Origin of the sequence: Actinopolyspora mzabensis (assembly GCF_900101095.1) — a bacterium.
GTDB classification, from domain to species: Bacteria; Actinomycetota; Actinomycetes; order Mycobacteriales; family Pseudonocardiaceae; genus Actinopolyspora; species Actinopolyspora mzabensis.
On record NZ_FNFM01000007.1, the window covers coordinates 117,949 to 130,537 of the forward strand.

At 68.6% G+C, this 12,589-nt stretch carries 11 protein-coding genes and 1 pseudogene; 3 read left to right on the top strand and 9 right to left on the bottom strand.

What is annotated here, in order from left to right; all coding sequences use genetic code 11:
* Positions 1 to 145 precede the first annotated feature (145 nt).
* On the bottom strand, positions 146 to 778 hold the full coding sequence (locus tag BLR41_RS13130) for an MBL fold metallo-hydrolase (protein WP_092628547.1): 633 nt from the start codon (positions 776 to 778) through the stop codon (positions 146 to 148).
* Positions 775 to 1,860: an S-(hydroxymethyl)mycothiol dehydrogenase gene (locus tag BLR41_RS13135; RefSeq protein WP_092628768.1), complete on the bottom strand. Its 1,086-nt coding sequence runs from the start codon at positions 1,858 to 1,860 to the stop codon at positions 775 to 777. The genes BLR41_RS13130 and BLR41_RS13135 overlap by 4 nt, the downstream gene beginning before the upstream one ends.
* A 303-nt stretch (positions 1,861 to 2,163) precedes the next feature.
* Between BLR41_RS13135 and BLR41_RS13140 the strand changes: the two are divergent.
* Positions 2,164 to 2,952, top strand: a pseudogene (locus BLR41_RS13140) (SAM-dependent methyltransferase); the annotation flags it as partial.
* Positions 2,953 to 3,000: 48 nt separating this feature from the next.
* Here the strand turns inward: BLR41_RS13140 and BLR41_RS13145 are convergent.
* The 3 genes from BLR41_RS13145 to BLR41_RS13155 form a co-directional block, all read right to left on the bottom strand.
* Positions 3,001 to 4,194 carry an MFS transporter gene (locus BLR41_RS13145; protein WP_092628548.1) on the bottom strand — a complete coding sequence of 398 codons (1,194 nt, stop codon included), beginning with the start codon at positions 4,192 to 4,194 and terminating at the stop codon, positions 3,001 to 3,003.
* A 389-nt stretch (positions 4,195 to 4,583) separates the two neighbouring features.
* Positions 4,584 to 5,774, bottom strand: coding sequence for an acyl-CoA dehydrogenase family protein (locus BLR41_RS13150; RefSeq protein ID WP_092628549.1), 1,191 nt, complete (start codon positions 5,772 to 5,774; stop codon positions 4,584 to 4,586).
* A gap of 23 nt (positions 5,775 to 5,797) precedes the next feature.
* Complete coding sequence (locus BLR41_RS13155; RefSeq protein ID WP_092628550.1) at positions 5,798 to 7,018, bottom strand: CaiB/BaiF CoA transferase family protein; 1,221 nt, start codon at positions 7,016 to 7,018, stop codon at positions 5,798 to 5,800.
* A 315-nt stretch (positions 7,019 to 7,333) separates the two neighbouring features.
* Here BLR41_RS13155 and BLR41_RS13160 point away from each other — a divergent pair, with 315 nt between their 5' ends.
* Positions 7,334 to 7,990 carry a GntR family transcriptional regulator gene (locus tag BLR41_RS13160; protein WP_092628551.1) on the top strand — a complete coding sequence of 219 codons (657 nt, stop codon included), beginning with the start codon at positions 7,334 to 7,336 and terminating at the stop codon, positions 7,988 to 7,990.
* 255 nt (positions 7,991 to 8,245) lie between these two features.
* On the opposite strand, the gene BLR41_RS13165 is transcribed toward BLR41_RS13160, so the two are convergent.
* From BLR41_RS13165 to BLR41_RS13175, 3 genes are all read right to left on the bottom strand, one after another.
* Entirely contained in the window at positions 8,246 to 9,103 is an 858-nt protein-coding gene (locus BLR41_RS13165) for a 3-hydroxybutyryl-CoA dehydrogenase (RefSeq protein WP_092628769.1), read from the bottom strand.
* Between the two features lie 214 nt (positions 9,104 to 9,317).
* Positions 9,318 to 10,022 carry a dienelactone hydrolase family protein gene (locus BLR41_RS13170; protein WP_092628553.1) on the bottom strand — a complete coding sequence of 235 codons (705 nt, stop codon included), beginning with the start codon at positions 10,020 to 10,022 and terminating at the stop codon, positions 9,318 to 9,320.
* Positions 10,012 to 10,539: a hypothetical protein gene (locus BLR41_RS13175; protein WP_092628554.1), complete on the bottom strand. Its 528-nt coding sequence runs from the start codon at positions 10,537 to 10,539 to the stop codon at positions 10,012 to 10,014. Before BLR41_RS13175 ends, BLR41_RS13170 begins: the two co-directional genes overlap by 11 nt.
* Before the next feature lie 298 nt (positions 10,540 to 10,837).
* On the opposite strand from BLR41_RS13175, the gene BLR41_RS13180 reads away from it, so the two are divergent.
* On the top strand, positions 10,838 to 12,070 hold the full coding sequence (locus BLR41_RS13180) for a serine hydrolase domain-containing protein (protein ID WP_092628770.1): 1,233 nt from the start codon (positions 10,838 to 10,840) through the stop codon (positions 12,068 to 12,070).
* A gap of 172 nt (positions 12,071 to 12,242) precedes the next feature.
* Here BLR41_RS13180 and BLR41_RS13185 read toward each other — a convergent pair whose 3' ends face one another.
* Positions 12,243 to 12,572, bottom strand: coding sequence for a DUF2795 domain-containing protein (locus BLR41_RS13185; protein ID WP_092628772.1), 330 nt, complete (start codon positions 12,570 to 12,572; stop codon positions 12,243 to 12,245).
* Positions 12,573 to 12,589 lie beyond the last annotated feature (17 nt).

Sequence of the window (12,589 nt, forward strand, 5' to 3'; positions counted from 1 at the left end):
CGGAGTCGCCGTCCTGACCGAGGTACCGCGTTCCCACGGCACGGACCGAGGGGCTGTCTCCGGAGCATAGCCGCTGGTCACGGTCGAGGTCCCCCGCGGATTCCGCCCCGGAAACGGCTACGAAAACCGAGACCGCGAAGTCCCGCTAGTAACCCCGGTCCTTCCACTCACTCAGATGTGGCCGCTCGGTGGCGATCGTGGTACTGGGGCCGTGCCCGGGACGGACGATGGTCTCGCCCGGTAGCGTGAACAACCGGTTCGCGATCGACTCGATGATCACGTCGAAGTCCGAATAGGAACGCCCCGTGGCTCCCGGTCCCCCCGCGAAGAGGGTGTCGCCGGTGAACACCGTGTTCAGCTCCGCCGAGTACAGACTCACCGCGCCGGGGGCGTGCCCCGGGGTGTGCAAGACCCGCAGCCCGGTCCCGGCCGCTACACCGATCACCTCGTCATCGACCAGCATCCGGTCCGGTTCCCGGTTCGGATGCGTCATCCGCCACAGCACCGAATCATCGGGGTGCAGCAGAATCGGTGCTCCCACCGTGTCGGCCAGCTCGGGAGCGAACCGGACGTGGTCATCGTGTCCGTGGGTGGCGATGATCGCCGACACGTCACGGTCCCCGACGAGTTCCAGGATCGCGTTCACGTCGTGCGGGGCGTCCACGACTACGCACTCGTGGTCGTCACCGATCACCCAGACGTTGTTGTCGACCTCGTGGGTCTGCCCGTCCAGCGAGAACGTACCGGAAGTGGTCGTGTGGTCGATACGCGCGTTCACAACACCACCACCGAACGGAGCACGTCGCCGCTGCGTATCCTGCCGAACGCGGCTTCCACCTCTCCCAGCTCGATCTGCTCGGTGACGAACTTCTCCAACGGCAGTCTCCCCTGCAACGACATCTCGATCAACGCGGGAAAGTCCCTGGTGGGCAAGCAGTCGCCGTACCAGCTCGACTTCAACGCGCCACCTCTCGCGAACACGTCCAGCAGCGGCAGGTCCAGCCGCATCTCGGGCGTGGGGACCCCGACCAGCACGACCGTACCCGCCAGGTCACGTGCGTAGAACGCCTGTTCGTAGGTGCGCGGGCTGCCGACGGCCTCGACCACCAGGTCCGCACCGAATCCGTCGGTGACTTCGCGGATCGCCGTGACCGGATCGGTCCGGCCCGCGTCCACGGTGTGGGTCGCGCCGAATTCGCGGGCCCACTCCAACTTGCGGGGGTCGGTGTCGACGGCGATCACTCGACGCGCTCCGGCCATGACGGCACCGGCCACCGCGCCGTCGCCCACACCGCCACAACCGATCACGGCCACCGAGTCCCCGGGCCCCGCGGCGCCGGTGTTGACGGCAGCGCCGATACCGGCCATCACACCGCAGCCGAGCAGACCGGCCACCGCGGGACGCGCGGCCGGGTCGACCTTGGTGCACTGGCCCGCGGCCACCAGAGTTTTCTCCGCGAACGCACCGATGCCCAGCGCGGGGGACAGCGGGGTGCCGTCGCGCAGCGTCATCGGCTGGCTCGCGTTGTGGGTGTCGAAGCAGTACTGCGGACGTCCCCGGCGACACGCCCGGCATCGACCACAGACGGCACGCCAGTTGAGCACCACGAAGTCGCCGACCACCGGATCGGTGACGTCGGACCCCACGGCTTCCACCACACCGGCGGCCTCGTGCCCCAGCAGGAAGGGGAACTCGTCGCTCACCCCGCCGTCGCGGTACTGCATATCGGTGTGGCACACCCCGCACGCCTGCACCCGCACCAGCGCTTCCCCGGGGCCGGGATCCGGGACCCGGACAGTGGTGACCTCCACCGGCTGCTCCGCGCCACTCGCGACCACCCCACGAACCTCAGTCGCCACCAACAACCTCCGGCAATCGAGCGAAACCTCGCGATCCGATCATCGTCGTACGGCGGTGCCGCGAGCACAACCGCGACGCCGGAACCGTCGCTCGATCGAATTGTCGGGGGCCGACAGGCATACTGCCGACGCCATCAGCGGCCGATCACACCGGTAAGCACGTTGAGTAACATAGAGATCACACTACGACTGCGGCGTTCACCCATGCCGTAACCGACACGCCCCGGACTCACGGTGAACATTTCCACGCCAGGTAGTTCTCCGTAACGCCGCGCCCCAGGAGAAGACAAACAGGATGTGGGCATGAACTGGGACGATTCCCGATACCGGCGGCAACTGGACCTGACGCGTCCCTGTGGCGCACGAATCACCGACGCTTTCCTCGGGGGCTGCCACAACTTCGGTGTCGAGCGAGAGTTCGTGGAACGCGCCGAGCGGAGGATCCCCGGGATCACCGCCACGATGCGGGAGAGCCGGGCGTTTCTGCGTCGCGCGGTCGACCACTCCCTCGCATCGGGGATCAGGCAGTTCATCGACCTCGGTTCGGGCTTGCCGACCGTGGGCCACATCCACGAGATAGCGGGCAGGCTCACTTCCGACTACCGGGTCGTCTACGTGGACAACGAACCGTTGACCGCGGCGCACGGTGCTCGGCTCCTGACTGAGGAACCGAACACGGCGCTGTTGCACGAGGACTGCCGCGAGATCGACTCGGTACTCGCCGCGCCGGAACTACGACGGCTGATCGACCTGAACGAGCCGGTGGCGCTGGTACTGACCGGGGTGGTGCACTCGCTGCCGGAGAGTTCGGACCCGCGTGCACTGGTGAGTTCCTACCGCCGGAAGCTGGCGACCGGCAGCCACTTGGTGCTCGCCCACCTGACCGACAGCCTCCAACCCGATCGGGCTCGAACCCTGCAACGACTGTACTCGGAGAGTTCGGATCCGGTGTTCGCCCGCGGTACCGGTTGGATCGACACGCTGTTCGGGGACTTCGAGATACTCGCCCCCGGGCCGGGCCCGCTCACGGCCTGGCGCCCCGATCCCCGGGAAACCGGGGAGACCGAACGCTGTCGGATGCTCTACGGCGGAATCGGCCGCAAACGCGAACCCGCGGAAGTCGTTTCGGCGACAGCCGGTTCAGTGGGCACGGCGCACGGTGGTGCGGCGCCACACGATCCACAGCGAAACGGCGGCGAGCAGAGCCACCAATCCAGCGGCGGACCACGCCTCGGCCAGTCCGGCTTGCGAGGCCACCACTCCGAATAGCAGCGGCCCGGCGCTACCGCCGATGTAGACGCCGGTCTGGCTGACCGAGGTCGCGCCGGCGACCCGCCGCGGGTACAACCCGGCCACCGCGAAGTTGAGCAGCCCCGGCCACGACCAGCCCGCCCCGAAACCGACTACGGCTCCGATCAGGAATGCCACCGGTAGCGGCAGCGCCATCAGCACGAATCCCGCGGATCCGATCAACAGCAGTAACGTGATCACCCCTATGGGGTTCGGATTCCTGCGGTCCGCCAGCACCCCCATCGTCAACCGCATGCACAGTCCGGCGACCGACCCCACGGCAAGCACCAGTCCGGCGGTGCCGGGGTCGAAACCGACCTCCACTCCGGTCGTGGTCACGAAGGAGCCCAGCGAATTCGCCGCCGCCGAGGCGAGCCCCGCTGCCAGGGTTATCAGCAGCAGTACGCTCCTGCCCGGCTCGGCCGACTCCGTTCTCGTGACGGCGGTGGAACCGCCGTGGCCGGTCACGCTCCTCGGCACGGCCAACGCGGCAACCAGTCCGACCAGCGCCGCGCCCGCAAAGGCCCAGCGCCAGCTGAACGTCAGCGCCACTGCCGGGACGGCCAGCCCCGCCAGCAGAGTGGACGCCGGAATGGCGGACTGCTTGATACCGAAAGCGGTGGCGCGACGGGTGCCGGGCACGCACCGCGCGATCAGCAGATTGGAGGCGGGCTGCCCCAGGGCGTTGGGAAGCCCGGCCAGCCACAACATCACCAGCAGCCAGCCCAGGTTTCGAGAAGCCGCGATTCCCCCGGCGCAAACCGCGCTGCCCACCGCGGCCAACCGCATCGCGGGAACGGGCCCGATCCGCTCGGAGAGCCAACCCATCAGCCGGGAGGAAAGCGCTGCCACCGCGAAGAACCCGGCGGCACCGGCACCGAGCACGGCGGGACCGAATCCGAAGTCCTGTTGCAGCTGAACCCCGAGGCCGCCGACGAGGAACGCTGGCAGGATTCCCACGGTCACCACCACCGCGACCGCGGACATCGCCCGCTTGGGCAATCGGACCGCGGGGTCACGTGTCAGCGGCATCGCTTCCGGCATCACGGCACCAGTCCTCGTCGGCTCCGGTAACGGGCACCCCATGTCCTAGCACTCCGTACCGTTACACCGAACGGACCAGTGACCGATCCCTCGCCCGGCGCTCCGGTTCGCTCGCCCACACCCCGGTGCACATTTCGCGGGAAATCACCACCGCCCTGCCTCACTGACGCTTTCCTGCCCTGCTGTCGGGCGGGATAGGTCTTTTACGGTTCCGATAACACCGAAAGCCACCTCACCAACGCGACCACCCGCGGGTTCTCCCGTGCGGCTCTCGCGAGGACGCCGGAGACGTGGCGTAGTACCTACTCGATGTCTCCGGACCCGCAGCGAGAGCCGTGCGAGAGGTTCCGCCGAGCGAGCGACCCGCCAACCCGACCGGAAAGCTTCAATCAGTCCCGGAAGGCCTGCATCCCCGTCATCGCGGCGCCGATAGTCAGCGCGTGCATCTCGGAGGTTCCCTCGTAGGTCAGCACCGACTCGAGATTGGTCATGTGCCGCATCACCGGGTACTCCAGCGAGATGCCGTTGGCGCCCAACACGGTCCGGGCGGTGCGCGCGACCTCCAGCGCGCCGCGCACGTTGTCCAGCTTTCCGAAGCTGACCTGCTGCGGCAGCAGCCTGCCCTCGTCCTTGCGCCTGCCGAGGTGCAGCGCGAGCAACCGCGCGTTGTGCACCCGCACCGCCATGTCGGCGAGCTTGGACTGGGTGAGCTGGTGGCCGGCCAGGGGTTTGCCGAACTGCTCGCGCGTGGTGGAGTAGTCCAGTGCCGCGCGCAGACAGCTGTGCGCGGCGCCGGTGGCTCCCCAGACGATGCCGTACCTGGCCTCGTTCAAACAGCTCAGCGGACCACGCAGCCCGGTCGCTTCCGGCAGCACGGCGTCCTGCGGCAAGCGGACGTCGTCGAGGACGAGTTCACTGGTCACGGAGGCGCGCAGCGAGAGCTTGTGCCGCATCTCCGGTGCGGCGAAGCCCGGTGTGTCGGTGGGGACGACGAAGCCGCGGATCCCCTCGTCGGTGCTCGCCCAGACGACCGCGACGTCGGCGATCGTGCCGTTGGTGATCCACATCTTGCGACCGTTGAGGACCCAGTCCGTGCCGTCCCGGCGTGCCGAGGTACGCATCGAAGCCGGATCCGAGCCGTGGTCGGGTTCGGTCAGGCCGAAACAGCCGATGGCCTCCCCAGCCGCCATGCTCGGCAACCAGTGCTGCTTCTGCTCCTCGGAGCCCCAGCGCCACAGGGCGAACATCGCCAGCGACCCCTGCACCGACACCAACGAGCGGAGTCCGGAGTCGCACGCCTCCAGCTCCTCACAGGCCACGCCGTAGTCCACAGCCGACATCCCGGCGCAGCCATAGCCGTCCAGATGCATGCCGAGCACGCCGAGCCCACCGAGTTCACGCGCCAGCTCGCGCGCCGCGGGCAGTTCACCGTTCTCGAACCACTCCCCCACGTAGGGCTGCACCCGGTCGCGACACAGCGCACGGACGCTGTCCCGGATGGCCAGTTGTTCGGTGCTGAGCTCGTCGTCGATGCCCAGCGGGTCGCGGGGATCGAAGTCCGGGCGGGTTCCGGCGTTCATCTGCTCATGCCTCCAAGGACGCGTCAGATCGGGTGAATGTCCATTCCCGGACCGGTGAGATCGCGAGCTCGCGATTCCGGTTCGGGCGCGGCCGGGGGCACCCCGCGGCCGAGCAGCCAGTCGAGGATCTCGGTGTTGTGCTCGCCCAACCGTGGTGGCGGGGAGGGACGGGCGTGGCCGGACTCGGACAGTCCTATCGGGTTGCGTACCGACGGGGACTCCCCGCCGCCGGGGGAAACGGTGGGGGCCAGGCCCAGGGACTCCGCGTAGCGCACCGCCCCGGCCAGGTCGTTGACCTGTCCGCAGGCGATTCCCACCCGCTGCAGCCGGTGTTGCCAGGCGGCGGCCGGACGTGCCCCGAGCACGTTCTCCAGTTCGACCACGAGCTCCTCGCGGTTGTGCACCCGATCCGCGTTGGTGGCGAACCGCGGGTCGTCGGCCATCCCGACGAGCCCGAGGGTTTCGGTGAACCTGCGGAACTGCTCGTCGTTGCCTACGGCCACGGCGAGCGACGCGTCCTCACAACGCAGTGTCTCGTAGGGGGCGATACTGGGATGCCGGTTTCCCATACGTTCCGGACTCTCACCGGTCGCCAGGAAACCGCCGACCTGGTTGACCAGCCCGGAAAGCAGGCTGGAGAGCAGGTTGACCTCGATGTGCTGCCCGCGGCCGGTGGACTCGCGCTGCCGCAGCGCGGCCAGGACACCGAGCGCCGCGTCCTTGCCGGTGAGCACGTCCACGACGGCAACCCCCACCTTGTTGGGTGGCCCGTCGGGTTCCCCGGTGATGCTCATCAGCCCGCCGACGGCCTGCACCACGAAGTCGTAGCCCGCCAGCTCAGCCCCTTCCGCGCTGCCGAAGCCGGAGACGGAGACGTAGAGCAGACCGGGGTTGTCCGCGTGGAGGCTCTCGTAGTCGAGCCCGAACCGCTCCAGTGCGCCCGGCTTGTGGTTCTCCACCAGCACGTCGGCGCGGCGAGCGAGCTCTGTCGCGGCGGCGCGGTCGCGCTCGGCGGCCAGGTCGAGGGTGACGCTGTGTTTCCCCCGGTTCAGCGATTCGAAGTAGGCAGAGCCCGAGTCGGTCCACGGCGGTCCCCAGGCTCGGGTGTCGTCCCCGGTGTCGGGGCGTTCGACCTTGACGACGGTGGCACCGAGATCGGCGAGCAGCATCGTCGCGTAGGGGCCCGCGAGCACCCGGCTGAAGTCCGCGACGAGCACCCCCTCCAACGGCAGAGTCCGCGCCATTCGGCTCCCACTTTCTCGCACTCGCGGCGCGTATCGCGTCCTGTCGGTGTCCTCCGCCACCGCCGTACGGCGGCCTTGCCACCGGCCGAGTGTGCTCACCGCGACGGGTTCGGTGGTAAGGAAGGCTTGCGCGACGTAAGGTTGGATCCAATATACAGTCGAGCGGGCGCCGGTCAAGCCGAACCGAATGTGACAGGAACTACCCGTCCGACCGCATCGGTCCAGTAACGGCTTTCCCTGCGAACAGGGGGCGTCGAGCGCACCGAAGAGGTGCCGGTCCTCTCGACTCCGCCGGCGGATCACAGGAGGGGTGATATGCCACGACCGCCGACAACCCAGCAGTTCGTACTCGACGAGTTGCGCAGGGCGATCCTGTCCCGCGAGCTGGCACCGAACCAGCCGATACGGCAGGACAGCGTCGCCCACGAGCTGGGAGTCAGCCGGGTACCGCTCCGGGAGGCACTCAAAACGCTGGAGGCGGAGGGGCAGGTGGTCTACCGCCCACACCGGGGCTACACGGTCGCCGAGCTGTCCCTGGCGGATCTGCTCGAGGTATACCGGTTACGCGAACTGCTGGAGACCGAGGCCTCGCTGGTTTCGGCAACCAAGGCCGACGAGCGGGACTCGGCCACGGTTCGGGCGGAACTGCGTGCCGTCGCCGAGGCGGCGGCGAACGGCGATCTGGTGGAGATGATCGCGGCCAACCGGCGGTTCCACTTCGCGATACTGGAACCGGCGGACATGCCATGGCTGATGCGCATGGTGCGCACGCTGTGGGACACCACCGACGCCTACCGCGCGGTGTACTACAACGCCCCCGCCAACCGGAGTCGCGTGCTCGAGGAGCACGAGGCGATCGTGCGTGCCTTCGAGGCGCGCGACGGCGCGGAACTGGCCGGGCTATTGCAGCAACACCGGGAACACGCCGTGGCGGCGTTGCGGGCGACACTGGCGGACACCGCGAACGGCTGACCGGGCGCCGCCGTTCGAGACCCCACGTCGCGTAGCCGTACCCGCCGACTCACCCCATCCGGCGTCCCCATCCGGCGAGAGCCGACGAGAATCGGTCCGGATTCCGCCGGCTGAGCACCGGCGGAATCCGGACCGACGACGCCCTTCCGGTGGGAACGTCCGGGCACGCGGAGCGAGGTCGCGCCACATGCCCGCGGCAGAACCTCACCAGCGGCCGGACTCCACCGACAGCCGGACTCCACCAGCGGCCGGACTTCAGTACTCGTAGAATCCTCGTCCCGACTTCTTGCCGTGCAGTCCGGCGTCGACCATGCGCCGGAGCAACGGCGGGGCCGCGTAACCGGGATCGCCGTACTCGGCGTGCATCGAGTCGGCGATGGCGACGATCGTGTCCAGCCCGACCATGTCGGCCAGCGTCAACGGTCCCATCGGGTGAGCACAGCCGAGCACCATTCCGTTGTCGATGTCCTCGGCCGAGGCGAACCCGCCCTCGTACATCCGCACCGCGGAGAGCAGGTACGGCACCAGCAGCGCGTTGACCACGAAACCGGCCCGGTCCTGCGCCCTGATGGGTTGCTTCCCGAGCTGTTCGGTGGCGAACGCCGAGGCCACCCGCACGGTTTCCTCCGAGGTGACCAGCGCGGGTACCAGTTCGACGAGTTTGAGCACCGGGACCGGATTGAAGAAGTGGACACCGATGACGCTGCCGGGCCGCTCGGTGGCTCCCGCCAGCTTGGCGATCGGGATGGAGGAGGTGTTGGAGGCCAGCACCGCCTCCCGATCGGTGACCACCCTGTCGAGCTCGGCGAACACGCCGGTCTTGATGTCGGGGTTCTCGGCCACGGCCTCGACCACCAGCTGCCGGTCGGCCTGCTCGGCCAGTTGGTTGGTGATGCGCAGCCGGCCCAGTGCGGCGTCCCGGTCCTCCCCGGCGAGCTTGCCGTTGTCGACCGCGCGGTCCATGGACTTCCGGATCCGCGCCCGGGCAGCCTCCGCCGCGTTCTCGTCGATCTCGGAGAGCACCACGTCGAGACCTGCCCGGACACTGACCTCGGCGATGCCCGAGCCCATCAGGCCGCCACCCACGACACCGACACGTTGGATCTGCCCCACCACTGACGTCCTTTCGCGCAACGACCGAACGTCGGGCCCACGCTCGACGTTCGGGAAGTACTCGACCGAGAATTACCGAACAGTAACCCCGATTACCCTAGTAGCTCGACCAAGACACGAAAACAGCCCGCGCCACGTGATGCACGGACCCGATCCACGAGATGCCGACTCCGAGGCGTCACGCGGCCACGGGCCGGATGCCACCCACCCGGATTCAAGCGGTGGCCGTGGGGGACAGATAACGGGAGAACCAGGCACCGGCGGCCTCGGCAACCCGCCGCAGCGCACCGCTCTCCTCGAACAGGTGGGTGGCGGCGGGCACCCGGTACACCTCGTGATCGCTCGGGAGATGTCGAGCCACGTTCTCGTTGAGCCGCAACACCTCGCTGTCGCGCTCTCCCACGATCAACAGCGTCGGCGCCCGCAGCGCGGCGACCCGCTCGGTGGTCAGATCGGGACGTCCGCCGCGCGAGACCACCGCACGCACCTCGTGTGGTCTGCGGACGGCCGCGCCCAGGGCGGCGGCCGCACCGGTGCTGGCACCGAACAGTCCCAGCGGACGTTCCCGCAGTTCGGCACGTTCGGAGATCCAGTCGAGCACCCCCAGCACTCGGGTGGTCAGCAGCTCGATGTCGAACCGGAGCCTGCCGTCGCGCTCGTCCTGGAGCCGTTCCCGGGGCGTCAACAGGTCCAACAACAACGTGGCCAGCCCCATCTCGTTCAGCCGTTCGGCCACGGCGATGTTGCGCGGGCTGTGCCGCGAGGAACCACTACCGTGCACGAACACCACGAGGCCGCCCGGGTTGTCGAGCCCGGCCAGGTCACCGGTCAGCCCCTCGTCACCGCTCGCCTCCCTCGCGGGCAGCGACACCTCTCGCCCCACCGAGGTCGCGGCTGTGGTGTTTCGCTCAGCGTCCATCGTCCTCCACCCGTTCGGCGTCCTCCTCCGGAGCCCGTTGCACCACTCCGGGGTCGGTGGCCTCGATGCCCTCGGTGGACGAGGCGCTTCGCCCGGTACTCTCGACCTGTTCCGCTTCCAGCACGTCGGCGTGGAAGGTCCGTATCGGCCGCTCCTCCTCGGCAGCCCCTTCCCCACCGGTCTCACCGATCTCATCCGGGGCGTCCCGGGTCCCCGTCGAGTCGGTGACCGGCGAGGAGTCGAGCACGTCCGCACCACCCGCGTCGAAATCGGGGCGTTGCTCCGCCAGCCTGCTGTCCAAACCGGTCCCCTCCGACTGCTCACTCGGGGTCGGGCGCTGCCTGCTCACCCGGGACCAGTCATCGGGCGGTTCGATCCCCTCCTCCAACGGGTCCGCGGCGAGTTCGTCCTCGTCCAGATCGGCGGCCGACTGCAACTGGGCCGGGTCTCTGGTCCCGTCTCCGTCGGAGACCGTCTCGTCTGCCGAAGGAGTCTCGCCGTCGAACGGATCCGACATGGTCGCCTCCGTCTCGCTTCCACTGGTTTCACCCCGCCTGCGGCGGGAACGGTTGCCAGCACGGCTACCCGCGAGCGCGTTTCACGCAAACCAGGCAGGGCGCGCCCTCGGGCGGAGACCGGCCCGCGATGCACTCGAATCGTGGCTGTCGTGGCCGGGCGGGATGTATCAGAATGCGATGAGACCGGTGATTCCCGGCGATTCGGGGACCACCCCGTTTCACCGTGAATCGGCGGCGGACGGGGTCGGAGCAACGCGGGAGCCGAAGCAACCCGGCGGATGCGGAGAGGAGTTCGGCGTGGGGCAACTGCAAACCGAGGTCGAGCCCACCGATGTGGGGCTCTGCCCGACGCGACTGGAACGAATCGACCAGCATTTCGCCGACTACGTCACCGACGGCAGGCTTCCGGGCTGGTTGGTGCTGATCGCGCGGCACGGCAAGATCGCCTACCTGCGCACCCACGGGATGCGTGACCTGGAAGCCGGGCTTCCGGTGGAGACGGACACGATCTTTCGGATCTACTCGATGAGCAAACCGGTCACCTCGGTGGCCGCGATGATGCTCTACGAACAGGGGCTGCTGGAACTCACCGACCCGGTGGCCGAGTACCTCCCGGAATTCGACCAGCCCCGCGTCTACACCGGGGGGTCGGCCGCCGCCGCCCAGACGCGCCCCGCCACCGAACCGATCAGGATCTGGCACCTGCTCACCCACACCGCAGGGCTCACCTACGGCTTCCACCGGATCCACCCGGTGGACCAGATCTATCGAGAGCAGGGGTTCGAGAACGGTTATCCGGCCGAACTCGATCTGGCCGGGGCGTGTGCCGAATGGGCACGGCTACCACTCCTGTTCGACCCCGGTACGGCCTGGAACTACTCGGTGGCGACCGACGTGCTCGGGCGCGTGATCGAGGTGATCTCCGGCAGCTCGCTCGACGAGTTCTTCCGGGCTAACGTCTTCGAGCCGCTGGACATGCGCGACACCGATTTCGCGGTGGCGGAATCGGAACTGGATCGGCTGGCCGCGCTCTACAGCGTGGACCGCGCCCACCGCGCCGTACGCAACGAGCGATTGAACCGGGTGAGCACCCGCCGCCCCCGGGTGCTTTCCGGAGGCGGCGGCCTGGTCTCGTCCGCACGCGACTACCACCGCTTCACGCAGATGCTGCTCGGCGGCGGAGCGCTCGACGGCAATCGGCTGCTGAGCAACCGCACCGTGGGGTTCATGACCCGCAACCACCTGCCGGGTGGAGCTGATCTGGCCGAGACGGCCATGGGGTCGTTCTCCGAGTCCACCAACGCGGGAAAGGGTTTCGGGCTGGGCTTCTCGGTAACCGACCGCCCGCAGGCCTCGAAAGTACTGTCCTCGCAGGGACAGTATGCCTGGGGCGGGATGGCGAGCACCGCGTTCTGGGTGGATCCCGGTGAGGATCTGACCGTACTGTTCCTGACCCAGCTGATGCCCTCCAGCGCACACCCGATCAGGACACGGCTGCAGACGCTGGTGTACCAGGCGCTGGTCGACTGAGTCCGCCCCCCGGACTCCGGTCACCCGGGATTCGCCACCCGGGTGGCGGAGCTGGCGCGGGAAGAGGCCACCCACCGACTCCGTGGGAGACCACCGACTCCGTGGGAGAGTCGAAGACCGGACGTCGGCCCCTGGGCGCGAGAGTGCTCGCTCGGCCACCGCGGAAACGCGATCAGCTGCCGCGGTTCTCCCCCAACTCCTCCACGATGGGATTGCTCGCGGTCTCGGTCTCGTGCTCGGCCAGGCCGTCCGCGGTGCGACGGGTGTTCTGGTCGGCCTTGTCGGCATCGGTCTGGCCCTGCTGGGAAGCAGGGTCGAGCTGGAGCGAACGCCCCACCTCGGTGAGGTTCTCGTACTCGTCGGCACGCGGCATGGCCCGCAACGCGGCGAGCAGCTCGTCGTCGGCACCGTTGTTCTCGGCGTACTCGACGATCCGGTCCTTGCCCGCCGGGAAGTCCAGTCCGGACAGACTCGTTTTCAGATCGGCTCGGTCCACAGCCACGGTCGGCTCCTTCTCGT

Coding starts and splice junctions, on each gene's coding strand:
- BLR41_RS13145 (WP_092628548.1), bottom strand. CDS start 4,194: ATGCCGGAAGCGATGCCGCTGACACGTGACCCCGCGGTCCGATTGCCC.
- BLR41_RS13150 (WP_092628549.1), bottom strand. CDS start 5,774: ATGAACGCCGGAACCCGCCCGGACTTCGATCCCCGCGACCCGCTGGGC.
- BLR41_RS13155 (WP_092628550.1), bottom strand. CDS start 7,018: ATGGCGCGGACTCTGCCGTTGGAGGGGGTGCTCGTCGCGGACTTCAGC.
- BLR41_RS13160 (WP_092628551.1), top strand. CDS start 7,334: ATGCCACGACCGCCGACAACCCAGCAGTTCGTACTCGACGAGTTGCGC.
- BLR41_RS13170 (WP_092628553.1), bottom strand. CDS start 10,022: ATGGACGCTGAGCGAAACACCACAGCCGCGACCTCGGTGGGGCGAGAG.
- BLR41_RS13175 (WP_092628554.1), bottom strand. CDS start 10,539: ATGTCGGATCCGTTCGACGGCGAGACTCCTTCGGCAGACGAGACGGTC.